Genomic DNA, 23,843 nt, shown 5'->3' with positions numbered 1-23,843 from the left:
ACCGTGACTTATGGGTGGGGACCCGGCGAGGGTGACGAAGGATCCGGACAGTGGTGGTCCGACGAGGGTGTCAACCTGCTGATGGGCGTCGGCCAGTACGACAAGGCGAGGACGGCGATCTATCGGGTACTGGAGAAGGACCCGGCGGACGTCCGGGCCCTCTGCGTGCTGATGCGCTGCCAGTACGCCCTGGACGAGCCGTCGATGCAGACAGCGGCCGAGATCACCCGGCTCGACCCGGCCCACGGCTGCGCCTGGATCCATCGCTCGTTGCTCTACGAGGACGTCGAGCAGTGGGCCGAGGCGGAGTCGAACGCCCGCGAGGCGATCAGGCTCGACCCGCAGCGCGTCGACGCGGTGACCCGGCTCGCGGTGCTGCTCGTCGCTCAGCCGGATCGCCGGAAGGAAGCCCTCGAGGTCGCCCGCGAGGCGGTCCGGCTGGAGCCGGAGAACACGAAAGCGCTGTCCATCCTTTGCTATGCGGCTCTACCGCTCGGCAAAACCAAGGAAGCGGAGAAGGCGATCCGCGCCGTCCTCGCCCTCGAGCCCGAGAACGGCTGGGCGATGCAACGCCTCGCGGTGATCAAGGTCGAACGCGGCCAGTACGACGAGGCGCGCCGCCTGCTCAAGGCCGGGGTGGCCGCCGACCCGACGGACGAGGATCTCCGCGAGGCCTACGAAAGCTTCGAGCGGCAGTTCTACGGCTCCCCGGCACGGGAGGTGCTCACGACCGTCAGCGGACTCACCTGGTTCGGTCCGCTGTCCGATCCGGACTGGCGCAAGGCTAAGCAGGCTCGGATTCGCGGATTCGTTGAGAGATCACGGTTGATACTCCGTCGCCTCTCATCGTGACGCCGTAGAGCGCGTCGGCGACCTCCATGGTGCGCTTCTGGTGGGTGATGACCAGGAGCTGGCTGTTCTCGCGGAGCTCTTCGTAGATCTGCAGCAGCCGGCCGAGGTTGGTGTCGTCCAGGGCTGCCTCGACCTCGTCGAGGATGTAGAACGGCGACGGGCGCGCCTTGAACAGGGCCACCAGGAACGCCACCGCGACCAGGGAGCGCTCGCCGCCGGAGAGCAGCGACAGGCGCTTGACCTTCTTGCCGGGTGGGCGGGCCTCGACGTCGATGCCGGTGTTGAGCATGTCGCTGGGGTCGGTCAGCACCAGCCGGCCCTCACCGCCGGGGAACAGCCGGCTGAAGACGTGCTCGAAGGCGATCTCGACGTCGCGGTAGGCCTCGGTGAAGACCTGCTCGACCCGGTCGTCGACCTCCTTGACGATGTCCATCAGGTCACGCCGCGACTTCTTCAGGTCCTCGAGCTGCTCGGCGAGGAAGCGGTGCCGCTCCTCCATCGCGTCGAACTCCTCCAGCGCCAGCGGGTTGATCCGGCCCAGCTGGCCGAGGGCCCGCTCGGCGGCCTTCAGCCGCTTCTGCACCTTCACCCGATCGAACGGCTCACCCTCGAGCTCCAGGGTGTTCTCGTCGCCGTCCTTGACCAGCGGAGGCACCAACTGATCCGGCCCGTACTCCGCGACCAGCGCCTCCACCTCGGTGCCCAGCTCGCCGAGCGCCTTCTCGTACAGGGCCTCCAGGCGCATCTTCTGCTCGGCCCGGGCCAGCGCGTCGCGGTGCACGGTGTTGGTGAGCTGCTCCAGCTCGCTGCTCAGGTTGCGGGTGGCAGAGCGAGCCTGCGCCAGCCCCTGCTCGCGTTCGGCGCGCTGAGCCTGGATGGCCGACCGCTCGGTGGCTGCCGCCTGCAGCGAAGTCTCCAAGCGAGCCAGGACGTGCCCAGCCGCCAGGTGAACCGCCTGCGCGGCCTCGGACTGCCGAGCCCGCCGGGTCGCCCGGGCGATGGCACGAGCCCGCGCCTCCCGCTCCTGGCGAGCCGCACGCTCCAGCGAGTCTGCACGGCCGGACAGTGCCCGGGCCCGCTCCTCAGTGGTCCGCAGCGCGAGCCGCGCCTCCATCTCGCCCGCACGACCGGCCTTGGCCGCCTCGGCCAGGCGGTCACGCTCAGCCGGGTCGGGCTCGTCGCCGTCGTCATCGCCGTACTGCTCGACGTCGCTGAGCCGCTTCTCCAGGTCAGCAAGGCCGGACAGGTTCCGGTCGCGCTCCTCCTCGGCCGCAGCGATCGCCTCAGCCATCCGCTGCGCCTCACCACGGGATGCCTTCGCCAGCGACCCGAACTGGGCCAGCTGCTCAGCGACAGCCGCCATCGACGCATCCGACTCGTGCAGCCGGGCCAGCGCGATCTCGACGGACTGCTTCTGGCTCTCCCGCTCGCGCTCCATCTGCGCCAGCTCGAACCGCAGCCGCTCGCTGCGGGCCGTGGCCTCGATCAGCTTCTCGGAGGCCTCGTCGACCGCCGACTGCACCTCGATCAGGCTCGGCGCCGCGTCAGAACCGCCGTACGCGAAGTGCGCACCCAGTACGTCGCCCGCTCGGGTGGCCGTCGTGATGTCGGGCAGGTGCTGCACCAGGTCGCGGGCGGCCGGTACGTCCTCGACCACGGCGACCTTGCGGAGCAGCCGGCGCAGCGCCGGGCGCAGCGTCTCGGGGCAGTCGACCACATCGACCGCGTACGTCGCGCCGCCAGGCAGCGAGGGCCAGCTCGAGTAGTCGTCGGCTGGGGCGTCTCCGAGGAGCATGCCCGCGCGGCCGAGGTCGTGTTCCTTCAGGTGCCCAACAGCATTGAGCGCGGCCTGCGTGTGCGTCACCGCGACCGCGTCGGCAGCCTCACCGAGCGCTGCGGCGATAGCGGTCTCGTAGCCGGCGGGAACACTCAGCAGCGCGGCGACGGAGCCCATCAGACCGGTGATCTGTTCGGAGGCGGCCAGCAGCGCGCCGGCGCCGTCCTTGCGGTTGAGGCCCATCTCCAGAGCGTCCTTGCGAGCGGTCAGCCCGGCTCGCTCCCGCTCGGCGTCCCGCTCCTCGGCGCGCAGCTTGGTGAGGCGCTCCTCCAGCTCGTCCAGGACGCTCTGGGCCGCCTCGTACTCCTCGTCCAGCCCACGCTCACCGGCGTCGAGGCCGGCCACCTGGGTCTCGAGCGCGGTGAAGTCGTGCTGCGCCTTGGCTGCGCGCGCCTCGGCCTCGCTCCGGTTGCTGGCCAGCCGGCCGATCTCGGACTCGGCGGCGGACGCGCGGCTCTTCAGCGCGTTCACCTGGCCGGTCAGCCGGGCCATGCCCTCACGACGGTCGGCGGCAGCGCGGATCAGCGCCGCGATCCGGCGCTCCTCCTCGGCGTGCTGGGACTCCAGTTGCTGCCGGTGCTCGATCGCCTGCTGCAGCAGCTCGGAGTGCACCTCGACCTCGGCCTCGATCTGCGCCTCGGTCTCGCGGACCCGGGCCGCCTCCAGCTCGAGCTCGTCGGGGTCGCGCCCACTGCGGGACTCCTCGGCCTCGTCGGTCAGCGAGCGGATCCGGTCGGCGGCGATCCGGGCGGTGCCCTTGATCTTCTCGCCGAAGCCGGACAGCGAGTACCACGTGTCCTGCGCGGCCTGCAGAGCCGGTGCATCGGTCCGGAGCGCGTCCTCCAGCTCGGCTTCCATGTCCCGCGCCTCGCGCAGGGCCGCCTCGAGCTGGGACCGCTTCTCGGTCAGGGCCGCCTCGTCCTTGAGCTCGGCCTCGAGCGCGGACTGGGCCTGGACGATGTCGTCGGCGAGCAGCCGGGAGCGGCCGTCGCGTACTTCGGCCTGGATCGTCACCGCCCGGCGCGCCACCTCCGCCTGGCGTCCGAGCGGCTTCAGCTGGCGACGGATCTCGGCGATCAGGTCGCCAAGCCGGTGCACGTTGCCCTCGGTCGACTCCAGCTTGCGGAGCGCCTTCTCCTTGCGCTTGCGGTGCTTCAGAACACCGGCCGCCTCCTCGACGAAGCCGCGGCGGCCCTCGGGGGTGGCGCGCAGGATCGAGTCGAGCTGGCCCTGGCCGACGATGACGTGCATCTCGCGGCCGATTCCGGAGTCACTGAGCAGGTCCTGGACGTCGAGCAGCCGGCAGCTCTGGCCGTTGATCTGGTAGTCCGAGCCGCCGTTGCGGAACATCGTCCGCGAGATGGTGACCTCGGCGAACTCGATCGGCAGCGCGCCGTCGGTGTTGTCGATGGTCAGCACCACCTCGGCGCGGCCCAGCGGGGCCCGGCCGGAGGTGCCGGCGAAGATGACGTCCTCCATCTTGCCGCCGCGCAGGGACTTGACGCCCTGCTCGCCCATCACCCAGGACAGGCCGTCGACGACGTTGGACTTCCCGGAGCCGTTGGGCCCGACGATGCAGGTGATCCCCGGCTCGAAGTTCATCGTCGTGGCCGACGCGAAAGACTTGAAACCCTTCAGAGTCATGCTCTTCAGGTACAAGGCAAAGCTCCCAACCCGTGGAAAAGGACAGACGATACCGACGGAACCGTCGTAACTGCTCGTGACGCTGCCGCTACCCGGGGGAAGTAGTTCCGCGATCCACTGTACCTACAGGGACTCGCCATACCGACAAGAAACGCGGCGGAGGCCCGGACGGGGGCCGCCGCCGTGTGTGGTGCGGTGGGTGAAGGTAGTACGGCTTTGGTCGGTCAGACCGAAGCGGGCTCGCGCAAAGCCTCGTCCACTGTCAGTAGACGACCGTCGTGTACGGCTGCGACCAGATGGTCGTTCTCAGCCTGCAGGCGCATCACGTGCGCCTCCAGATCGGCGACACGCCGGTTGAGCAGACGTACCTGCTCGAGCATGCGCGGGTCAGTGCCTCCAAGATGCCCTAAAAGAGCCTTGGCCATTGTGCTGTCCTCCGGAAGGGTTCTGGCAATGGGCGCCCCTGGTCCGCGGAGCGCAATTTGTGTGCCGTCTTTCAGGGTGACACCGGGATCGGGTTGGGTCAACCTGGGCTACTTTAATTAACGATTTCGCGCTCACCACCGGGCGTGTCGCGGTACCGGCTGACACTTCGGGCAGCGGAACGAGGACCGGTTCATGAACGCCTCGCGACGGATCGGACGGCCGTCGCGCGGACACGGCGAGCCTTCCTGGCCGTAGACCGCGAGACCCCGCTCGAAATAGCCGGATTCCCCGTTCACGTTGACGTACAGGGCATCGAAGGAGGTCCCGCCGACGGCCAGCGCTTCCCCCATCACCGCCCTGGCATGACCGAGCAATTCCCTGGCCTGCAAGGGTTTCAGCGTCTCGGTCGCCTTCGCGTAGTGCAGCTTCGCACGCCACAGGGCCTCGTCGGCATAGATGTTCCCGACACCGCTGACCAGGGTCTGGTCGAGCAACGCGCGTTTGACACCGGTCTTCTTCCGCCGAATGGCGGTGACGAACAATTCGTCGTCGAACAAGGGATCGAACGGATCCCGGGCGATGTGCGCGATCTCCCCCGGCAGCTCGGCGCCGCCTTCGGAGTACGACAGACCGCCGAACATCCGCTGGTCGAGAAAACGAATCTCACCGCGGTCGTCGGCGAAGCGGATCCGGATTCTGAGGTGCTTGTCGTCCGGCGCTCCGACCGGCTGGACCCGGAACTGCCCACTCATGCCCAGATGGGCCAGTACGGCGTCCCCGGACTGCAACGGCAGCCACAGGTACTTCCCGCGCCTGGCCGGGGCAGCGAACGTCTGCCCCTTGAGGATGGCGGCGAAGTCGTCCGGGCCGGCCAGATGCCGGCGGACCGGCCGCGGGTGCAGCACCTCGACGGCGTCGATCGTCCGCCCGGTGGTGAAATCCGCGAGTCCGCGGCGAACGACCTCTACCTCAGGGAGCTCGGGCACCCCGGGCTCAGGGTTGCTGAGAGGGGTCGATGCTGTCCGGATGGGCTGCTCTGAGCGCCTTCCAGGCGGTCTCGGCGGCCTGCTGCTCGGCTTCCTTCTTGCTCCGGCCGATGCCGTGCCCGTAGGTGTCCGAGCCGATCCGCACCCGCGCCTCGAAGGTCTTGGCGTGGTCGGGACCGGACTCCGCGATGACGTACTCCGGCACGCCGACGCCCAGCTGCGCGACCAGCTCTTGCAAGCTGGTCTTCCAGTCCAGGCCGGCACCCAGCCGGGCCGACGACTCCATCAGCTCGTCGAACAGGGTGTGCACCACGGAGCCCGCGACCTCGAAGCCGCGGTCCAGGTAGACGGCGCCGATCAGGGCCTCGACACAGTCGGCCAGGATCGACGACTTGTCCCGTCCACCGGTGGCTTCCTCGCCACGGCCGAGCCGGAGGTACTTCCCGAGCTTCAGCTCGCGAGCAACCCCCGCCAGCGCGCGCATGTTGACCACAGCGGCGCGCAGCTTGGCGAGCCGGCCCTCGGAGAGGTCCGGATGGTTGCGGAACAACGACTCCGTGACGATGACGCCGAGCACGGAGTCCCCGAGGAACTCCAGTCGCTCATTGGTCGGCAACCCACCGTTCTCGTACGCGAACGAACGGTGGGTGAAGGCGTGCTCCAGCAAATTGTCAGCCAGCGATACACCGAGCCGCTGGTTCAGCTCGGTGTAGAGCCCCCCACTGGGGATTGACTCGGTGTTGGCAGAGTTCACTGGGTTGGTGCCGTTTAGCTCTCGACGACCTGGCGACGCTCACCCTTGGCGCCGTACTGGCCGCAGGTGGGGCACACGGTGTGCTGCAGGTGCTTGGCGCGGCAGGCGGGGTTCACGCAGGTGACCAGCGAGGGCGCAGTGGCCTTCCACTGGGCCCGGCGGTTCCGGGTGTTGCTGCGCGACATCTTCCGCTTCGGAACGGCCACGGTTATGACTCCTCGGTTCGGCCGGGGGCTTGCGACCCGGCCGGCTGGCTGGTGACTTGGTGAACAGCTTTCAGGTACTGCTATTTGGTGCAGGTACTGCGTACTACGGTCGTTCGTCCTGCGGAAGCAGGCCCTGCAGTGCCGACCAGCGCGAGTCCACATTGTCCTCGTGCTGGTGACCGGGCTCCTCCACCAGGCGCACCCCACACTCGGGGCACAGTCCCGGGCAGTCGTCCGTGCACAACGGCTGGAACGGTAGCGCGAGCACCACCTGATCCCGCAATGCCGGCTCGAGGTCGATCAGATCGCCCTCCATCCGGCTGGCCTCGTCCGGCTCGAACTCGCTCTCCGGGTAGACGTACAGCTCCTGGACGTCGGCGAGGAACTCGTCCTCGACATCGACCAGGCACCGTGCGCACTCCCCGACCAGCCGGCCACTGGCCGACCCGCTGACGAGAACCCCCTCGACCACCGCTTCCAGTCGCAGATCGAACTGGATCGGGTCGCCCTCGGGGACGCCGATCACGTCGATTCCGAGATCTTGCGGTGCCTTGGCCGTGAAGGAGACTTCGCGCTGGGACCCGGCGCGGCGAGACAGCTCGTGGGTATCGATCACGAGTGGGGACCGCGGGTCCAAGGTGCTCAGAACATCCCTTTCAGGCGTAGGCAGGCAAAAACTCGGTCTCAACAAGACCAGTGGACAACATTACCAACTCTCCAGCGTCTGACCCAATTCGGGGCAGCTCTGCGCGTCGTCAGGGTGTCGCTAGAGCGCGGCGAGCAACTTCGCGTGCACGGTCGGCGGCAGGAAATCGGCCACCGGCCCACCGAGTTTCGCGATCTCCTTGACCAAACTCGACGAGATGAAAGCGTTCTCCGGCGCGGTCGGCAGGAACACCGTGTCCACTCCGGACAGCCGGTGGTTCATCTGCGCCATCTGCAGCTCGTAGTCGTAGTCGGCCCCCGACCGCAGCCCCTTGACGATCACACCGGCGTTCTCGGCCCGGCAGTAGTCGACCAGCAGCCCGTCGAAGGTGCCGACCCGCACGTTCGCGTACGGCGTGACGATCTCGGTCAGCATCGCGATCCGATCCTCGACCCCGAACAACCGCTGCTTCGACTGGTTCACGCCGGTCGCGACGATCACCTCGTCGAAGGCGTCGGCGGCCCGCGCGATCACGTCCAGATGCCCGTTCGTGGGCGGGTCGAAGGTGCCGGGGAACACAGCCCTACTCATGCCGGTGACCGTACCAAAGCCGGGCCTCGCCGTACTTGCGATCGCGCAGCGCGGCGAAACCTTCGGGCCACTCCCACGGCTCGCGCTTGGCCCGCTCGACCACCACGATCGCGTCGGCGGCCAGCCAGTCGCCGGCCACCAGCGTGGTCAGCACATCCTGCAGGTCGGCGGTCTCCAGCTTGTACGGCGGGTCGGCGAAGACCAGATCCACCGACCCCTCCAACTTGGGGCCAGAGGCAACCTTCTCGACCAGCCGGGTGAGCAGGGTCGCGCCCGGCAGCCCGACCGCCTTGATATTGGCCGCGATCACCTCGGCCGCTGTGCGATCCGACTCGACCAGCACGACCTGCTTGGCCCCACGCGACAACGCCTCCAGCCCGACCGCACCGGACCCGGCGTACAGGTCGAGCACGCGGAGTCCGTCGAAGCTGCCGAACTCGGCTTCCAGGGAAGAGAAAAGCGCCTCCCGGACCCGGTCGGCGGTCGGCCTGGTTCCGATGCCAGGCGGTACGCCGATCCGCCGGCCGCCGGCCACTCCCCCGACGATTCTTGTCACGTTTTCTCCAAGTAGTCGGTGGCTTCGGATTCCAGCGCGCTGCGCACGAAGGAGCGCAGTACGGGGTACTCCGCGAGCTCCGCGTCGACCGAGATGATCGAGTTCGCGACGTGCCTGGCGGTGAGGATGATCTCCTCATCGCGCAGCACGCTGAGCAGCTTCAGACTGCTCCGGCGGCCGGACTGCGCCACCCCGAGGACGTCACCCTCACGCCGGTTCTCCAGGTCGATCCGGGACAGCTCGAAGCCGTCGCTGGTGCCTGCCACGGCATCGAGCCGGGCCCGCGACGGCGACGCCGGCCAGGTGTCGGTGACCAGCAGGCAGAGCCCGGGGACCTTGCCCCGGCCGACCCGGCCGCGCAGCTGGTGCAGCTGCGAGATGCCGAACCGGTCGGCGTCCATGATCACCATCGTCGAGGCGTTCGGCACGTCCACGCCGACCTCGATCACGGTGGTCGCGATCAGCACGTCGACCTCGCCGGCGGCGAACCGCGACATCACCGAGTCCTTCTCGTCGGCCGGCAGCCGGCCGTGCAGGATCTCCACCCGCAGGTCGCCGAGCACCTGCTCGAGCACCTCCGCGACCTGCGTCACCGAGATGGCCGGCCGCGGCTTGCCCTTCGCGCCGCCCTCGTCCTCGGCGCCGGCCGCGAACTCGCCTTCCTCGTCGCCGGCGTTCTTCACGTCGTCGCCGATCCGCGGGCAGACCACGTACGCCTGATGACCCTTCGCGACCTCCTCGCGGATCCGCTCCCAGGCGCGCTCCAGCCAGGCCGGCTTCTCCTTGGCCGGCACCACCGAGCTCGCGATCGGCGACCGGCCGGCCGGCAGCTCGGTCAGAGTGGAAACCGCCAGGTCGCCGAAGACCGTCATCGCGACGGTCCGCGGGATCGGCGTCGCGGTCATCACCAGCGTGTGTGGAGTCGCCTCGCCGGACTTCGCGCTCAGCGCCGCCCGCTGCTCGACCCCGAACCGGTGCTGCTCGTCGACCACGACCAGGCCGAGATCGGCGAACTGCACCTTGTCCTCGAGCAGCGCGTGGGTGCCGACCACGATCCCCGCGGCGCCGCTGGCCGCGTCCAACATCGCCGTACGCCGGGCTGCCGCGTTCAGCGAACCGGTCAGCAGCCCCACCCGGGTCGCATGCTCCGCGCCGCCGAGCATGCCCTGCTCGGCCAGCTCGCCGAGCATCTTCGTCAACGTCTTGTGGTGCTGGGTCGCCAGCACCTCGGTCGGGGCAAGCAGCACTGCCTGGCCGCCGGCGTCGACCACCGAGAGCATCGCCCGCAGCGCGACGACGGTCTTGCCGGAGCCGACCTCGCCCTGCAGCAGCCGGTGCATCGGGTGCGGCCGGGCGAGGTCGGCGAAGATCTCGTCGCAGATCTCGTCCTGGCCGTCGGTCAGCTTGAACGGCAACCGCTGGTCGAACTCGTCCAGCAGACCGCCGACGGTGCGCTGACGCGGTACGGCCTTCAGCGCGTCGGTGACGGCCCGGCGCTGGGCCAGGATCGTCTGCATCACCAGCGCCTCCTCGAACCGGAACCGCTTCTGCGCGACCTCCCAGTCCTTCTCGGTCTCCGGCAGGTGCACCTTCTGCAGCGCCTCGCGCAGGCCGATCAGCTTCTCCTGGCGCCGGATCAGCTCCGGGATCGGGTCGTCGACCTCCTCCAGGTTGTCCAGGACGATCTTCAGGCTGCGCTCGATGGTGGCCGTCGGCAACTTCCCGCTGGCCGGGTACAGCGGCCGGAACGGCTTGGCGCGGCGCTCGATCTCCTCCTCGCTGAGGTCCTCCTCGTCCAGGATCTCGGTGCCGGGGCCCTTGAGCTGCATGATGTCGCGGAACATCGTCACCTCGCCCCAGAACAGCGCGGCCGTCCCGGCGGTCAGCTTGTTCGCCAGCCAGGGCTGGTTGAAGAAGGCCAGCTCCAGGTCGTTGCGGCCGTCGGTGACCACCACCTTGGTGATCGTCTTGTGCCGGCGGAACTGCTGCACCTGGTCGGGGTGGATCTCCTGCTTGGAGTCCAGCGACCGGACGGTGACCTTCTTGACCCGCCCGCTGACGGTCGCCTGGTCGCCGACCTCCAGCTCGTCGAACGGGGTCAGCTCGCCCTTCTTCAGATACCGCCGGGGGTAGTGCCGCAGCAGCTCGCCGACGGTCTCGATCCCGAGCACGTCGGCGAAGGTCTTGGCCGTCTTCGCCCCGACGAAGTCGCGGAGCTTACGGTCGATGTCGGTCTTCATTCCACCCCGATCAGCAACGGGTACCTGGTCTGACCTCCGTCGTACACCACGACGTCGACATCTCGGCGAATCCGCCGCACGTGCCGCACCAGCGCCTCGACCAGTTCCGGGTCCGCGTCCTGGCCGGTGACCACCGTCATCAGCTCGCCCCCGCCGCCCAGCAGGCGGTCCACGACCCCGGTCGCGGCGGTCTCCAGGTCGTCGGTGATCAGGCTGAAGTCGCCGTCCACCACGCCCAGCGCGTCGCCGATCCGGCAGGTGCCGGCCATCGTCCAGGCGTCCTTCACGGCGATGGTGACAGCACCGTGCCTGGTCTGCCCAGCGGCGGCCGACAGCTGGACGACAGCGTCGTCGAAGCTTCGCTCAGGGTCGTGTACGGCGATCGCCGCGAGCCCCTGGACCTGGGCGCGGGTCGGGATCACTGCGACCCTGATCCCGTCCTGCCGGGCCGCCGCGGCCGCTGCCTCGGCGACACCGATGGAGTCGCTGTCATTGGGCAGCAGCACGATCTCGGGCGCGCCGGAGCGCTCTATCGCCTTCAGCAGCTCGCCAGTCGAGCACCGGCGACCCGGGCCGCCCTGGACGACTACTGCGCCCGCCTCGGTGAACAGCGCGGCCAGGCCGTCCCCTGCCGCTACTGCGATCACCGCTCGGTTCGGTACGGGTACGCGGTGGGCCATGTCGGCGAAGTGGGTGACACGGATCCGGTACGGCTTCCCGATCCCGATGCCGAGCTCGATGGTGGCGCCGACGTCGTCCGTGTGCACGTGGACGTTCCAGAGCTCGTCACCGCCCACTACGACCACCGAGTCGCCCAGGCCGGCCAGCTGCTTGCGGAAGTCGCCGATCTGCTCGTCCGGAGCATCCAGCAGATACATCACCTCGTACGCCGGTCCGTCGGGGTCCAGGTCGGTCCCGGCCTCCCCCGGCATTCCTGCTTCTGGCGGCGGCACCCGCGCCGGTACGCCGGTAGTCGCGGCCGGTGCTCGCCCGGACAGCACCGACTCCATGGCCCCCAGGATCACGACCAGCCCGGCGCCACCTGCGTCGACGACACCTGCGCGGCGCAGTACCTCCAGCTGCTCGGTCGTCTTGGTCAGTGCAACCCGGGCGGCCGCTACAGCTGCCAGGCACACCTCGGCGAGGCTCTTCCCCGCGTTAGCCGCCTCCAGAGCCGCATTGGCCGCCTGCCGGGCGACGGTCAGCATGGTGCCCTCAACCGGCTGGGCCACAGCGTTGTAGGCAGCGTCAGCCGCAAACCCGAGCGCATCCGCGAACGCCGCGGCCTCACTCATCCGCGCATCCGCGAGCACAGCTCGCGTCTCGCTAGCGCGAGCCGCCTCGCCCTCGGAGGTGGAGAGGCGGGCCAGCCGCTCCGGCGGGAGGTTCTCTGCCAGCCGCATGCCACAAGCGCGGACCAGCTGTGACGTGATCACTCCGGAGTTGCCTCTTGCGCCCAGCAGCGCCCCCCGACCGAACGCCTGGACTGCCTCAGCGAAGGTCAGCTCACCGTCAGGCAGCGCGTCGCAAGCTGCTTCCCAGGTCAGATAGAGATTGGTGCCGGTGTCACCGTCCGGCACCGGGTAGACGTTGAGCTCGTCGATCTCCGCCCGGGCCCGCCCGAGCTCGAACAGCGCAGTACGGGCCCAAGCTCGCAGTACCGCCGTCGTCAGCACCTCTCCGCGCACATCCACGCGGGGAAGGCTAACCGGTACGCCTACTATGTGGCGTGCTCGCTTCGCTCTTCTCGGTGGCTACCGACAGTTATGACCTGGCGGTCTGTGAGATTCGCGACGAGTTCGGCGCCCGGGTGAAGGTCGAGCGGGTCAGCGGTGATCTCGGGCGGGTCGTGGAGAACGGTCCCTCGATCGAGGAGCTGGCTGCCGCCTGCAACGACGGGCGGATCGCGTTCATCCGGCATCTGACCACCGAGCTCGGGAGCTTCGGCGTCAGCGAAGTACCTCCGGCGCATGAGCTGGTCGAGCTGATCCTGGCCGAGCTGCCGCGCCACCCGCAGGCGCTCGCAGTACAGACGTGGACGGACGGCGCCAGCAGCGGCGGGTCTTACTACCACCTGCTCGAGGGCCCGCTGAGTGAGCGCGGGATCGAGGTCGGCCGGGCGGGTCACGAGTACGTCGTGTCCTGCTTCGCCTCGAAGAAGAACGTGCTGATCGGCCTCAACCGCCTCGACCTCAGCCTGTCGGACTGGCCCGGCGGCCGGATGCGGCTGGCCCGCTCGGACGATCGGGTGTCGCGCTCGGAGTTCAAGCTGGAGGAGGCGATCGAGACCTTCGCGCTCGACCTGCCCTCCGGTGGCAAAGCCCTCGACCTCGGCGCCAGCCCCGGCGGCTGGACCCGCATCCTGCGCCAGCACGGCCAGGAGGTCTGGTCCGTCGACCCCGGCGATCTCGACCGCCGGGTCTCCGCCGACCGTGGCGTCCACCACGTCAACACCACCGCCGGCGAGTTCTTCCGCCGCAACCAGACCCGCTTCGACGTCGTCGTGAACGACATGCGGATGGACCAGATCCTCAGCGCCCGGGTGATGCTCGACGCCATCCCCCACCTGCACCGCGACGCCCTCGCCGTCGTCACCTTCAAGGGTGGCGGCCGCAACCCCCTCGACGCACCCCGCCGGGCGATGGACGTGCTCCGCAAGAACTACACCATCCAGGCCGCCCGCCAGCTCCACCACAACCGCAACGAACTGACCGTCATCGCCCGCGCCCGCTGACCTCGCCGGCCGCACAGCCAACGCCAGCGGGAACAGCAGTAGGCGGAACAGCAACAGATGGGTAACAGCAGTAGGCGCCCGGGATGATCCCGGGCGCCACTGGTCCCTACACGGAGGTCGGCCTACGAGAGGCCGGAAGCTCTAGCCGACGACGCGCTGAACCTTGCCCGCCTTGATGCAGGAGGTGCAGACCTTCAGCTTCGTGGGCGTGCCCTTGATGACCGCGCGGATCGGCTGGATGTTGGGGTTGAAGCGACGGTTCGTGCGAGCCTTGACCCGACGGATCATCGCGCCCTTGCCGAGGCGGGCAACGCTTTTGCCGAACATCGGCTTCTTGTCGCAGATATCGCAAACTTTAGACATGATTCTCCGTGTTTAGGGTCGAGACGCCGACGGACCATGTTACACAGCACGTGATGCGTCCACCAATTCGGTGTCAGCCGAGGTCGGCAGCTGTTAGCCAGGCCACATCTTGGGCCGACAACTCCACCGACAAGCCGGGCAACGAGGTCCGCGTCTCGCTGAGCTGACGCGGTCCGATCAACGGGAACACCGGGTACGGCTGGTTGAGCAGCCAGGCCAGCGCGATCGCCGTCGCACCCACACCATACTTGGCCGCCAGCTCCTCGGCACGCCGGAGTCGCTCGAAGTTCGCCTCGGAGTAGAAGCAGCGCGCCAGTTCCTCGTCCGAACGGTCCTCCGGACGAGCCCGTCCCGTGAAGAATCCACGCGCCTGACTCGACCACGGGAACAGCGCGACCTGCCGCTCCCGCAGCCATGCCTGCGACTCGTCGTCGCTGACATGCCGGCAACCGGCCCACGGTACGTCGTACGCCCGCGCCAGGCTGAGGTGGTTGCTCAGCAACGTCAACGGCTGCTTGCCCTCCGACGCCGCATACGCGTTGGCCTCGTCGAACCGCGCGGTCGACCAGTTGGACCCACCGAACGCCTTGATCCGCCCGGCCTGGAAGTGCGAGTCCAGCACGTCGACGAACTCGCCGACCGGAATCTCCTCGTTGTCCCGGTGCATCAGATAGAGGTCGACATGGTCGGTCTGCAACCGCTCCAGCGACTCGAACAGCTGCCGGGTGATCGACTCCGGATCGCAGTACGGCGTGTGCGCGCCCTTCCCGATCACGACCACGTCGTCGCGGTTGCCGCGCGTCTTCATCCACTGCCCGAGCAGCTTCTCGCCCCGCCCGCCGCCGTAGATGTACGCCGTGTCGAAGGTGGTCCCGCCGCGCTCGACGAAGTCGTCGAACATGGTCGCGGCGTGCGGCAACGTGTTCTGGTTGTCGACGCCCATCACCAGTCGCGACACCGGCTTGCCGAGGCCGGCCACCTCGCCGTACGTCATCGGCGCGTCGGTACGCCGTACCAGCGGCCGCCCGGTGATCGTCGGGATCACCGCGTCGTCGCGCTCGCTCGAGTACTGCTGGCCGATCAGCTTGCGCCACTCGTCCTGTACTTCGAGGTTGCCGAGCGTGTCGTCCCACGACATCTCCGGCGCCTGCCGCTGCTCGATCGCCGCCGCGACCGCATCGGCCTCGGCCGTGTAGATGAAAGCAGGCTCCGCCGAGATGTCCCGCGGCTCCTCCCCCACCTTGTGCAGCGTGACGTGGGTCGGCTTGCCGTCCCCGCCGAACCACGGGTCCTCGATGATCAGGTAGCCCTCGCTGCCCAGCACCCGGACCCGGTTCTCGTCGTCGAGCCGCACCCCCGTGCTGACCTGAGCGGTCATCCCGGAGTCGAAGAAGAGCGTCGCGACCGACCACTCGTCAGCCCCGGTCTCCCCGACCTGACCGACCGCGGTCACCGCCGCCGGATCGGCGTACGGCGCCCCGATGGCCGCGCCGGCGATCAGCCGCGCGTACGAGACCGGGTAGCCGCCGACGTCGAGGATGCCGCCGCCGGCCAAGTCGTCGGCGAAGATCCGGCTCTCCGGGTTGAACGCGGTCCGGAACCCGAACGACGCCTGGATCTGGTGCACCTTGCCGATCGCGCCGTCGCGGATCAGCTGGGTGACCAGCTTGGTCTGCGGCAGGCAGCGGTACATGTACGCCTCCATCAGGAAGACGTCGTTGCGGATCGCGGCCTCGATCATCGCCGCCGCCCAGGACCGGTTGATCGCCAGCGGCTTCTCGCAGAGCACGTGCTTGCCGGCCTCCGCGGCCTTGATCGCCCACTCCGGATGCAGCGGGTGCGGGGTGGCCAGGTAGACCGCGTCGACGGTGTCGTCGGCGAGCAGTGCGTCGTACGACGCGTGCCGATGCGGGATGTCGTACTTGTCACCGAAGGCGTCGGCCGAGTCCTGGCTGCGGCTGCCGACCGCGGCCAGCTCACCGGTCGCGGACGCGGGGATCTGGCTGGCGAACCGGGAGGCGATGTTTCCTGTCCCCAGGATTCCCCAGCGGAGTTTGCTGTTCTGCACAGAGGGTTCCCCTCATCGAGGTGCGGTCAATTGGGTCAGAACTTCATGGCGCCGGCGGCGATGTCGGCGATGAAGTGGCGGCCACCGATCAAGAAGACGCCGATCAACGGAATCACACTCATCAGGGCGCCCGCCATCACCATGCTGTAATCGGTGCCGTAGACGCCGTTCAGCTGCTGCAGGGCGACCTGCAGGGTGAGTTTGTTCGGGTCCGTCATCACGATCAACGGCCACAGGTAGTCGTTCCAGACGTTGATGAAGGTGAAGATGCCCAGGAACGCCAGCCCGGGCCGCAGGACCGGCAGGCCGACGGTCAGGTACTGCCGGAAGAAGCCGGCGCCGTCGACCTTCGCGGCCGAGATCAGCTCGTCGGGGATCGCGCCTTTGGCGTACTGGCGCATCCAGAAGATGCCGAACGCGTTCGCGGCGCCGGGGATGATGAGGGCCTTCAGCGAGCCGATCCAGCCGAACTCGGCCAGCGTCACGAACTGCGGCACCAGCGCCAGCTGGGACGGGATCATGAAGGTCGCCAGCAGGATCCCGAACAGCAGGTCACGCCCCGGGAACTCGTACTTCGCGAACGCGAACGCGGCCAGCGAGTCGAAGAACAGCACCAGCACGGTGACGCCCAGACTGGCGATCAGCGTGATCAGCATCGACCCGAAGAAGTCGATGTTGTCCAGCACGTTGCCCATGTTCTCGAACAGGTGCGAGCCGACCAGCAGCTTCGGCGGGTAGGTGAAGATGTCGGAGGTGGTGTTCGAGGCCATCACCAGCATCCAGTAGAACGGGAAGATCGAGACCGCGACGCCGAACATCAACACGACGTGACCGACGACGGTACGGATTCTCTCAGTGCGCATCGGTCAGCTCCCTCTGTTCCGTAGCCTTCTCCGCTGCCTTCTCCTGGGCGATCTTGGCGTCGATCCGGCGAGCGGCGCGTTTGGTGATCCGCTCGTCGTCCTTGCCGCCGATCAGCCGCCAGTTGATCACCGAGAACAGCACGATCAGGATGAACAGCGCCCAGCCGATCGCGGCGCCGTACCCGAACTGGTGCTGGCCGAACGCACTGTCGTACAGGTACGAGACGATCGTCAGGCCGCCGTCACCGGGACCGCCGATCGCGCCACTGCTGCCGAACAGCACCTGTGACTCGGTGAAGATCTGCAGCCCGCCGATGGTGGAGGTGACCGCGGTGAACAGGATCACCGGGCGCAGCAGCGGCACGGTGATCCGCCAGAACGTCTGCCGGGGCGAGGCGCCGTCCATCTTGGCGGCCTCGAAGACGTCGGTCGAGATCGCCTGCAGGCCGGCCAGGAAGATGATCGCGTTGTAGCCGGTCCAGCGCCACACCACGATGCTGGAGATCGCCACCTTGATCCCCCACGGCGCGCTCAGCCAGTCGATCTTGTCCACCCCGATCGACTGCAGGAAGGCGTTCAGCAGGCCGAAGTTGTTGCTGAAGACCGAGCCGAAGACCATCGTGACGGCGACCACCGAGGTGATGTTCGGGACGAAGTACGCGATCCGGTAGAAACTGCGGAACCGGGTCGCGTTGTGCAACGCGTTCGCGATCACCAGGGCCAGCAGCAACATCGGAACGGTCGAGATCACCCAGATCACCAGGGTGTTGGTGATGGACTTCCAGAAGCTCGGATCGCTGAGCAGATAGCTGTACTGCTCCAGCCCGACCCACTTCATCGTGCCGATGCCGTCCCAGGAGTGGAACGACAGCCAGATCGAGAAGAACACCGGGAACGCGCCGAAGATCGCGAACAGAACGAAGAACGGCGACACCGCGGCGTACTGCGGCAGCGCTCTGCGGTATCTGCTCGGCGGCCGCTCGGGCGCGTCGTCGGGGCGCGAAACCACGCCGGTACTGCGGATCGCGTCGCTGACGGCCATCTCAGATCGCCCCCGCCCGGGTGAGTTCGCGGTGGATCTGCGTCTGCGCGTCCCGCCAGGCCTGGTCGGACGACTTGCCGGCCACCTCGACGTTCACCAGTTCGGCGGCGATCGGCGACCGGATGATCGTGTCGTAGGGACTGAAGTAGGCGCCCGGGTACTTCTTCGCGGCGTCGGCGAAGACGTCGACGATCCGCTGACCGCCGAAGAACGGGTCCGGCGCGGTGAGCCGCGGATCGGTGTAGCTGGCCGGTGTCGACGGGAACAGCACCGGATCCTTGAACGCCTCGGCCTGGTTCTTGGCCGACTCCAGCCAACTGATGAAGGCGAACGCGGCCTGCGGATCCTTGCAGTACTTCGTGATCGCGAGGAACGAGCCGCCCCGGTTGCCGGCGCCGCCCGGGGTGGCGCACACCCGCCACTGCCCCTTCGTCTTGGGAGCAGCGTTCTTCGGACCTAGCTGCGCCCACCAGACCGCACCTACGTACGCGACAAGCTGACCGTTGGTGACCACGGCATTGGCATCAGTACTGCCCGACTGCGCGTTGGCCGACAACCCTTCCTTGACGACCCGGATGGACAGCTCCCAGGCCTGTTTGATGTGGTCGCCGTCGCCGAGGTACTGGCCCTCCGGCGACATGAAGCGCTTAGGGAGCTGGGCGATCGCGTAGTCGAAGACCGAGGTGATGTTGTCGGTGATCGCCGAGCCGGGCACCGCCTGCTTGACCTTCTTGCCGAGCTGGATGAAGCCGTCCCAATCGGGCGCAGCAGCCGCGACATCGGCGGGCTCGGTCGGTACTCCGGCCTTCTCGAAGAGGTCCCGGCGGTAGAACAACGCGGTCGGGCCGGTGTCCATCGGGTACGCCATCATCTTGCCGTCCGGCGTGATGCCGAGCTTCCACTTCCAGTCGAGGAAGTCGCCCTTGAGCTTGTCGGCGCCGAGCTCGTTGAGGTCGTGGAACTGGTCGGCGTTCGGGAAGTAGGTGGCGACGTCGTCGTTGATCGCGATGATGTCCGGCACCAGCGACTTGCCGGCCAGCGCGGTCAGCACCTTGGTCTTGTAGTCGCCGCCGATCCGGGTCATCGACAGCCGTTTGCCGATCGCTCCCGGGATCGCCTGCTCCGCTTGGCCGATCAGGGTGTCGTTCACCGAGCCGACCCAGGTCCACATGCTCAGCTGGTCGGCGGCGCCGAGCGAGCTGCGCGATCCACAACCGGTCAGTCCGGTCGCCCCGGCCGCTGCTCCGGCGCCGAGCACCAGGAGCTGCCTGCGTGTCACTGTCATGAACCGCCTCACCTACGCCTTCACTGGAAGGGGGAGTACTGATGTTCATTTCCGCGAGAAGTTGTCCACAAATGTTCGGACATGGCTAAGGTAAGCGCATACCAACTGAACCGGTCAAGGGCCTGGCCCCGCCCTGGACCCGGGCAGTTCGAGCGCGACGGCGGCTGACAGGATGGGTGGCATGCCGCTCGAGACGATCGATACCGTTCTGTTCGACGCCGATGGAGTGATCCAGCGGGGCACCGTGGACTGGCGACTGGCCCTGAGCAGCTACGTGCCGGTCGGTTCGGGCGACGACTTCGTGAACGACCTGATGGTCTCCGAGCGGCCGTCGATCGCCGGCAAGGGCGACTTCCGCGAGGCTGTCGCCGAGGTGCTACAGCGCTGGTCGGCGACCGGATCGCTGGAGAACGTGCTGCAGCTGTGGCGCGAGTTCGAGGCCGACCAGGTCGTCGTCGGGTGGATCCAGCAGCTGCGCGCCGCCGGGATCGGCTGTCACCTGGCCACCAACCAGCAGGCGTTCCGCCGGGCGATCATGCACGACGAGCGGCGCTACGGCGACTGGTTCGACCAGACCTTCTACTCCTGCGATCTCGGCCTGGCCAAGCCGGATCCGGCGTATTTCAAGGCGATTCTGACCGCGGTGGACCGGCCCGGCTCGTCGGTGCTCTTCATCGACGACAACGCGGACAACATCGAGGGCGCGCGGCAGGCCGGCGTACATGCCGAGCTGTACGACCTTGACCAGGGCCCCGAAGTACTGCGTGAACTGCTGGGGCGTTACGGGCTGACCGTCACCGGCTGAGGTCTGGCCGGACGCCGGATCAGTAGCAGAATCACCAGTAGCGGCAGGGGAATCAGGAAGGCGGCTCGCAGTTCGAGTACGCCGGCCAGCGCCGCCAAGGCAGCCGGAGCGAGCAGGATCGCGACACCCGACGCGCAGGCGCTGAGCGACGAGAGATGCGCCGGACTGACACCAGGGATGGAGATCAGGTCGGCGAGCACGATTGGGTACATCGTCGCCACGCCCAGACCTGCCACACCCAGCCCGATCGTCACCGGCACCGGGGTGTCGAACGCGGTCACCAGCACGGTCCCCGCGGCAGCCAGTACTGCGCCCGGCAGCAGAGCCGACACACGCTCGACCTTGACCGGGCCGATCACGCGACCGATCGCCATCCCGATCGGGAATGCGCTGGCCAGCAAGGCCGCCTTGCCGGCGGGGAGATCGGTCGCGAGCATCCGGGCCACTGCCCAGATGACGAAACAGAACTCCACTGCCACTGCCAGCACGACGCGCGACCAGCCGCCGAACACACTCCCCCACGGCCTGCGCGCGGTTCCGCCGGTCATCAGCGAAAGATCACCGGCGCCTCCGGCCACGACGATATTCACTGCTCTCTCATCCGTTGTCGGTGCTCGGTACGAGCGCGTCAGCGGGACCAGCAGCACCAGCGGGATCGCCGCCAGCAACATCGCCAGCCGACCAGTGGGCCCGATCGAGTCGAGCGTGCCGATCACCAGCGGCGCGAAAATCCCCGTAGTACTGGAGATCGCGTTGGCCCGCGCGATCCGGATCGCAGCGCGCGGACCCGACAGCATCAGCGGCACGACGAGGATCATCAGCGCGCCGCCGAGACCGACCAGCAGGCCGCCGACCAGCGCGACCACGAGGTTGTGGGCGACAGCGAGCAGGACCGTGCCGATCGCGCAGACGAGCGCGCCGGCTCGGAGTACGGGGAGTTTGGCGTCGGTCCGCAAGACGAACGATCCCGCCGCCGCGACGACCAGCAGGCCGACGGCGAAGGCGGATGGCAGTACCGCGAGTCGGTCTGTCGACTCGTCGAGATCGCGGGCCAGCAGCGCCACGCAGGCACCGAGCCCGGCGATCGCGAAGCCCAGCCCGGCCAGCGACAGCGCGCCCAGCACGTCGGCAGACGTACCGGTCCGCGGCTTGTCCTGCACCTGGGTCATCCCGGCGCGCCATCCAGCTGAGCCGATAGTTCGTGCAGGTCAGTCAGGCGGAGGTCACCGTCGAGGCCCTTCAGAGCAGCCGTCATCGCGCCCGCGGCCCGGCCCGCCTGCAGCCCGACCTCGGCATCCTCGACAACCAGGCAGTACCTCGGGTCGACCTTCAGCAGTTCGGCGGCGCGCAGATAGCCCTCGGGATCGGGCTTGCCGCGGCTGATGTCCTCGATCGTCACCAGCAGCGGCGGCTCGATCCCCGCAGCGCCGAGACGCACCTTCGCCAGCCGGTGATCCGCGCTTGTCACCACCGCCCAGGGAAGTCCGCGGCGCTCGATAGTCGCCAGCACCTCCGCAGCACCAGGCGCAGCGCTGACACCGACCAGGTCGTCGTACTGGAGCTCCAACTGGCGATCAGCGGCGACCCGACGTGCTGCCTCCGACAGTCCCGGCAGCATGCGGTCGGCAGTGGATTCCGCAGGCGCGCCATGAGCCTGGGAGAGCACCTCGTCGGCGTCCACGCCGTACTCGCCGGCCCAGGTGACCCAGGCCCGCTCGACAGCAGCGTCCGAAGTGACCAAAGTGCCGTCCATGTCGAACAACACGGCTCGCAGTTGCCGCAACTCCATCGCCGCCTCCATTAAACTCGTACTCCGAGCATAAACCCGAGGGGTCCCATGACGGCAAGACGTGGCCAGTGGCAGACCGCCGCCGACGTACTCGGCCAGGTGGCCCGCCGACCCGGCCTCACCCGCGCAGCGGTCGCCCGCGAGCTCGGGCTGAGCACCAGCTCGGCTACCGAGGTCACTGCGCGTCTCCGAGACCTGGAGCTGCTCACTGAGACTCCAGCGCCCAGCCAGGGCCGCGGCAGGCCGACGACCGTACTGCGCCCGCATCCGCGCGGGCCGGTGGTCCTGGTGATGGAGCTGCGGCAAGCCGACTGGCGAAGCGCTGTGGTGACGCTGGACGGCGTACTGGTTGATCAGGAGTCGAAGCGCCACCGGAGCCGTCGGCCGGACGCAGTACTGGCTGCGCTTCAGGCAGGTGTGGGGAGTGCTCAGGCGAAGTACGGGGATCGCTTGCTGGCTGTCAGCCTGGCAGTGGCAGGCACAGTCCGGGCGGACCATCTGATGCAGGCACCAGTCCTGGGGTGGAGCACTGTCGATCTGAACCCGGTCGTGGCCGGCACGGGTCTGCCGCTGCTGGTCGGGAACGACGCAACGCTCAGCGGGGTCGCCGAGGCGCGCATGGGGGCAGCGGCTGGAGCGGGGACTGCTCTGCACCTCATCGTCGAGGTAGGGATCGGCGGCACGCTGATCATCGACGGAAGCCCCGCCAGCGGAGCTACCGGCGCCGGCGGCGAGTACGGGCACATCCCCTTCGGCGACCGCAGCCGTCTGTGCCCCTGCGGAGCACACGGCTGCTGGGATCTCGAGATCGACGGCCGCGCTCTCGCAAGGCATCTACAGGAGCCCGAGCCGGATGACCCCTACAACTACGCCGAGGCCGTGCTCCAACGGATCGATGAGAGCCCGGTCGCCGCTGCCGTCGGCAAGGTAGCTGCAGCACTCGCCACCGGGATCGCAGGACTGGTCAACGCCCACGACCCCGAGGTGGTCACCCTGGGCGGCCTGGCCATCTCCCTGAGAGCCGCCGCCCCCGATGCCTTCGCGACCGCCTACTCCGAAGGCCTGATGACCTTCCACCGCGCCGCACCGCCCGCAGTACTCGACTCCACCCACCAGAAAACCGGCGTACTCCGCGGCGCCGCAGCCCTAGGCCTCGACCACATCACCACCGACACCGCCCTGGCGACCTGGGCAGAACGAACGACCCTCTAACCCGCTCGACAGCTCGCCCCACCCATACTCACGTCTCAGTTTGAGCGTTGTGCCCACCCAAACCACTCGCGGAGGGCGCAGGTTGCTAGCTGATCCACCTTTCTTCGGGGCCAGCGCCTCGCCCCACCCGTGCGCACATCCCGGGCTGGAGCGTTGTGCCCGCCCGAAACCACACCGGTGTCAGCCGCGACGCGTGTCCGAGCCACCTTGCGTCATCCTCGACGCGGCGCAGCGGCGCTCAGCCACCGCGACGGAGCTCGCCGCGATTGCGCCGACCTCACTCTCAGGCGAGCTCAGTCTCGACCACTCGCCGCCGGATCCTCAGCCTCGATCTCACTACCCTCGACGAGCTCTTCGGCCGTCTCCTCCACCACCGGCTTCGGGGCCGGAACGATCGGCGGCTCCAGCACCGCGAGGATCTTGATGATGTCGTGCCGATGATGCTGGATCTCATGCGCCGTATGCCGAATAACCCACCCCAGCGGCCGCGGCGCCACCACCGGGTAGTTGTACAACCCGAGCTTCCCCAGCTCCGGCGGCGTCAGCACCCGAGCAGCAGCACCGAACTCCCGCGCGAATCGCATCAACGCGGCAGCGACCTCCATCGGATCCTGGTCCTCGTACTTCGCCTGCTTCACCCGCCCGGTCCGGTCCATCGGCGCGTAGACCGGCCGATCCTCCGCCAGGCACTGGGCGATCCGGAAGCGCTGCACCTCCAGCACATCGCGCACATGGCACGCGTACTCGATCGCCGACCACACGTCCGGCTCCGGCCGGATCCGCACGACCTCGGACGCCTTGCCGGCGGCCGCCTTCGTCAGCGCCATGCTGCACTCGGCCGACTGCCGGATCAGCGTCGTCACCGTGCCCTGCAGGTCACCGGTGCTGTAGTTGAAGCCGCATTCGTCGCACAGCCCGTCCACCGGGGGGCGGCTCTTGTTCAC

At 68.3% G+C, this 23,843-nt stretch carries 22 protein-coding genes; 4 read left to right on the top strand and 18 right to left on the bottom strand.

The window, feature by feature from the left end; translation table 11 throughout:
• Nucleotides 1-3 precede the first annotated feature (3 nt).
• The gene (locus AB0P21_RS36150) at nt 4-852 is read left to right on the top strand and encodes a tetratricopeptide repeat protein (protein WP_363703012.1); all 849 of its coding nucleotides are present in this window, start codon (nt 4-6) and stop codon (nt 850-852) included.
• Here the strand turns inward: AB0P21_RS36150 and smc are convergent.
• The 10 genes from smc to AB0P21_RS36100 form a co-directional block, all read right to left on the bottom strand.
• Complete coding sequence (gene smc, locus AB0P21_RS36145; RefSeq protein ID WP_363703010.1) at nt 785-4,333, bottom strand: chromosome segregation protein SMC; 3,549 nt, start codon at nt 4,331-4,333, stop codon at nt 785-787. The two genes, AB0P21_RS36150 and smc, sit on opposite strands and share 68 nt — an antisense overlap.
• A gap of 224 nt (nt 4,334-4,557) precedes the next feature.
• On the bottom strand, nt 4,558-4,758 hold the full coding sequence (locus tag AB0P21_RS36140; RefSeq protein ID WP_270137533.1) for a hypothetical protein: 201 nt from the start codon (nt 4,756-4,758) through the stop codon (nt 4,558-4,560).
• Between the two features lie 132 nt (nt 4,759-4,890).
• On the bottom strand, nt 4,891-5,745 hold the full coding sequence (gene mutM, locus AB0P21_RS36135) for a bifunctional DNA-formamidopyrimidine glycosylase/DNA-(apurinic or apyrimidinic site) lyase (protein WP_363703008.1): 855 nt from the start codon (nt 5,743-5,745) through the stop codon (nt 4,891-4,893).
• Nucleotides 5,746-5,752: 7 nt separating this feature from the next.
• Nucleotides 5,753-6,448, bottom strand: coding sequence for a ribonuclease III (gene rnc, locus AB0P21_RS36130; protein ID WP_363703305.1), 696 nt, complete (start codon nt 6,446-6,448; stop codon nt 5,753-5,755).
• Between the two features lie 65 nt (nt 6,449-6,513).
• Complete coding sequence (rpmF, locus tag AB0P21_RS36125) at nt 6,514-6,705, bottom strand: 50S ribosomal protein L32 (RefSeq protein ID WP_270137530.1); 192 nt, start codon at nt 6,703-6,705, stop codon at nt 6,514-6,516.
• A gap of 103 nt (nt 6,706-6,808) precedes the next feature.
• Nucleotides 6,809-7,321, bottom strand: coding sequence for a DUF177 domain-containing protein (locus AB0P21_RS36120; protein ID WP_363703006.1), 513 nt, complete (start codon nt 7,319-7,321; stop codon nt 6,809-6,811).
• A 150-nt stretch (nt 7,322-7,471) separates the two neighbouring features.
• On the bottom strand, nt 7,472-7,942 hold the full coding sequence (gene coaD / locus AB0P21_RS36115; RefSeq protein ID WP_363703004.1) for a pantetheine-phosphate adenylyltransferase: 471 nt from the start codon (nt 7,940-7,942) through the stop codon (nt 7,472-7,474).
• A complete protein-coding gene (rsmD, locus tag AB0P21_RS36110) occupies nt 7,935-8,498 on the bottom strand; it encodes a 16S rRNA (guanine(966)-N(2))-methyltransferase RsmD (protein WP_363703002.1) in 564 nt (187 codons plus the stop codon). The genes coaD and rsmD overlap by 8 nt, the downstream gene beginning before the upstream one ends.
• On the bottom strand, nt 8,495-10,738 hold the full coding sequence (gene recG, locus AB0P21_RS36105) for an ATP-dependent DNA helicase RecG (protein ID WP_363703000.1): 2,244 nt from the start codon (nt 10,736-10,738) through the stop codon (nt 8,495-8,497). Before recG ends, rsmD begins: the two co-directional genes overlap by 4 nt.
• Entirely contained in the window at nt 10,735-12,432 is a 1,698-nt protein-coding gene (locus AB0P21_RS36100) for a DAK2 domain-containing protein (protein WP_363702999.1), read from the bottom strand. Before AB0P21_RS36100 ends, recG begins: the two co-directional genes overlap by 4 nt.
• A gap of 56 nt (nt 12,433-12,488) precedes the next feature.
• On the opposite strand from AB0P21_RS36100, the gene AB0P21_RS36095 reads away from it, so the two are divergent.
• On the top strand, nt 12,489-13,472 hold the full coding sequence (locus tag AB0P21_RS36095) for an SAM-dependent methyltransferase (protein ID WP_363702997.1): 984 nt from the start codon (nt 12,489-12,491) through the stop codon (nt 13,470-13,472).
• A 141-nt stretch (nt 13,473-13,613) separates the two neighbouring features.
• On the opposite strand, the gene rpmB is transcribed toward AB0P21_RS36095, so the two are convergent.
• The 5 genes from rpmB to AB0P21_RS36070 form a co-directional block, all read right to left on the bottom strand.
• Nucleotides 13,614-13,835 (bottom strand): 50S ribosomal protein L28, encoded by a 222-nt coding sequence (gene rpmB / locus AB0P21_RS36090; protein WP_363702995.1) that lies wholly within the window; start codon nt 13,833-13,835, stop codon nt 13,614-13,616.
• Between the two features lie 73 nt (nt 13,836-13,908).
• Complete coding sequence (locus AB0P21_RS36085) at nt 13,909-15,903, bottom strand: aldo/keto reductase (protein ID WP_363702993.1); 1,995 nt, start codon at nt 15,901-15,903, stop codon at nt 13,909-13,911.
• Nucleotides 15,904-15,938: 35 nt separating this feature from the next.
• Nucleotides 15,939-16,766 carry a carbohydrate ABC transporter permease gene (locus tag AB0P21_RS36080; RefSeq protein WP_363702991.1) on the bottom strand — a complete coding sequence of 276 codons (828 nt, stop codon included), beginning with the start codon at nt 16,764-16,766 and terminating at the stop codon, nt 15,939-15,941.
• On the bottom strand, nt 16,756-17,808 hold the full coding sequence (locus AB0P21_RS36075; RefSeq protein ID WP_363702989.1) for a sugar ABC transporter permease: 1,053 nt from the start codon (nt 17,806-17,808) through the stop codon (nt 16,756-16,758). Before AB0P21_RS36075 ends, AB0P21_RS36080 begins: the two co-directional genes overlap by 11 nt.
• 1 nt (nt 17,809) lies before the next feature.
• Nucleotides 17,810-19,093 carry an extracellular solute-binding protein gene (locus tag AB0P21_RS36070; RefSeq protein WP_363702987.1) on the bottom strand — a complete coding sequence of 428 codons (1,284 nt, stop codon included), beginning with the start codon at nt 19,091-19,093 and terminating at the stop codon, nt 17,810-17,812.
• Nucleotides 19,094-19,274: 181 nt separating this feature from the next.
• Between AB0P21_RS36070 and AB0P21_RS36065 the strand changes: the two genes are divergently transcribed.
• A complete protein-coding gene (locus tag AB0P21_RS36065; protein ID WP_363702985.1) occupies nt 19,275-19,898 on the top strand; it encodes an HAD-IA family hydrolase in 624 nt (207 codons plus the stop codon).
• On the opposite strand, the gene AB0P21_RS36060 is transcribed toward AB0P21_RS36065, so the two are convergent.
• Nucleotides 19,874-21,067: an MFS transporter gene (locus AB0P21_RS36060; RefSeq protein ID WP_363702983.1), complete on the bottom strand. Its 1,194-nt coding sequence runs from the start codon at nt 21,065-21,067 to the stop codon at nt 19,874-19,876. The two genes, AB0P21_RS36065 and AB0P21_RS36060, sit on opposite strands and share 25 nt — an antisense overlap.
• Nucleotides 21,064-21,687 (bottom strand): HAD-IA family hydrolase, encoded by a 624-nt coding sequence (locus AB0P21_RS36055; protein WP_363702981.1) that lies wholly within the window; start codon nt 21,685-21,687, stop codon nt 21,064-21,066. Before AB0P21_RS36055 ends, AB0P21_RS36060 begins: the two co-directional genes overlap by 4 nt.
• 48 nt (nt 21,688-21,735) lie before the next feature.
• Between AB0P21_RS36055 and AB0P21_RS36050 the strand changes: the two genes are divergently transcribed.
• Nucleotides 21,736-22,899 carry an ROK family transcriptional regulator gene (locus tag AB0P21_RS36050; protein ID WP_363702979.1) on the top strand — a complete coding sequence of 388 codons (1,164 nt, stop codon included), beginning with the start codon at nt 21,736-21,738 and terminating at the stop codon, nt 22,897-22,899.
• 293 nt (nt 22,900-23,192) lie between these two features.
• Here the strand turns inward: AB0P21_RS36050 and AB0P21_RS36045 are convergent, their stop codons facing one another.
• Nucleotides 23,193-23,843, bottom strand: a complete 651-nt coding sequence (locus tag AB0P21_RS36045; protein WP_363702977.1) for a DinB family protein — start codon at nt 23,841-23,843, stop codon at nt 23,193-23,195.

This window comes from Kribbella sp. NPDC056861 (genome assembly GCF_040687575.1).
Lineage (GTDB): Bacteria > Actinomycetota > Actinomycetes > Propionibacteriales > Kribbellaceae > Kribbella.
Note: the sequence above shows the minus strand (reverse complement) of the source record. Positions and strands in the feature narration are given on the sequence as shown.

What these genes read in the sequence shown, in the direction of transcription:
- rpmB (WP_363702995.1), bottom strand. Translation starts at nt 13,835, where the DNA reads ATGTCTAAAGTTTGCGATATCTGCGACAAGAAGCCGATGTTCGGCAAA.
- AB0P21_RS36050 (WP_363702979.1), top strand. Translation starts at nt 21,736, where the DNA reads ATGACGGCAAGACGTGGCCAGTGGCAGACCGCCGCCGACGTACTCGGC.
- AB0P21_RS36060 (WP_363702983.1), bottom strand. Translation starts at nt 21,067, where the DNA reads ATGACCCAGGTGCAGGACAAGCCGCGGACCGGTACGTCTGCCGACGTG.
- AB0P21_RS36140 (WP_270137533.1), bottom strand. Translation starts at nt 4,758, where the DNA reads ATGGCCAAGGCTCTTTTAGGGCATCTTGGAGGCACTGACCCGCGCATG.
- AB0P21_RS36075 (WP_363702989.1), bottom strand. Translation starts at nt 17,808, where the DNA reads ATGGCCGTCAGCGACGCGATCCGCAGTACCGGCGTGGTTTCGCGCCCC.
- recG (WP_363703000.1), bottom strand. Translation starts at nt 10,738, where the DNA reads ATGAAGACCGACATCGACCGTAAGCTCCGCGACTTCGTCGGGGCGAAG.
- AB0P21_RS36055 (WP_363702981.1), bottom strand. Translation starts at nt 21,687, where the DNA reads ATGGAGTTGCGGCAACTGCGAGCCGTGTTGTTCGACATGGACGGCACT.
- AB0P21_RS36065 (WP_363702985.1), top strand. Translation starts at nt 19,275, where the DNA reads ATGCCGCTCGAGACGATCGATACCGTTCTGTTCGACGCCGATGGAGTG.
- AB0P21_RS36080 (WP_363702991.1), bottom strand. Translation starts at nt 16,766, where the DNA reads ATGCGCACTGAGAGAATCCGTACCGTCGTCGGTCACGTCGTGTTGATG.
- coaD (WP_363703004.1), bottom strand. Translation starts at nt 7,942, where the DNA reads ATGAGTAGGGCTGTGTTCCCCGGCACCTTCGACCCGCCCACGAACGGG.
- smc (WP_363703010.1), bottom strand. Translation starts at nt 4,333, where the DNA reads ATGACTCTGAAGGGTTTCAAGTCTTTCGCGTCGGCCACGACGATGAAC.
- AB0P21_RS36070 (WP_363702987.1), bottom strand. Translation starts at nt 19,093, where the DNA reads ATGACAGTGACACGCAGGCAGCTCCTGGTGCTCGGCGCCGGAGCAGCG.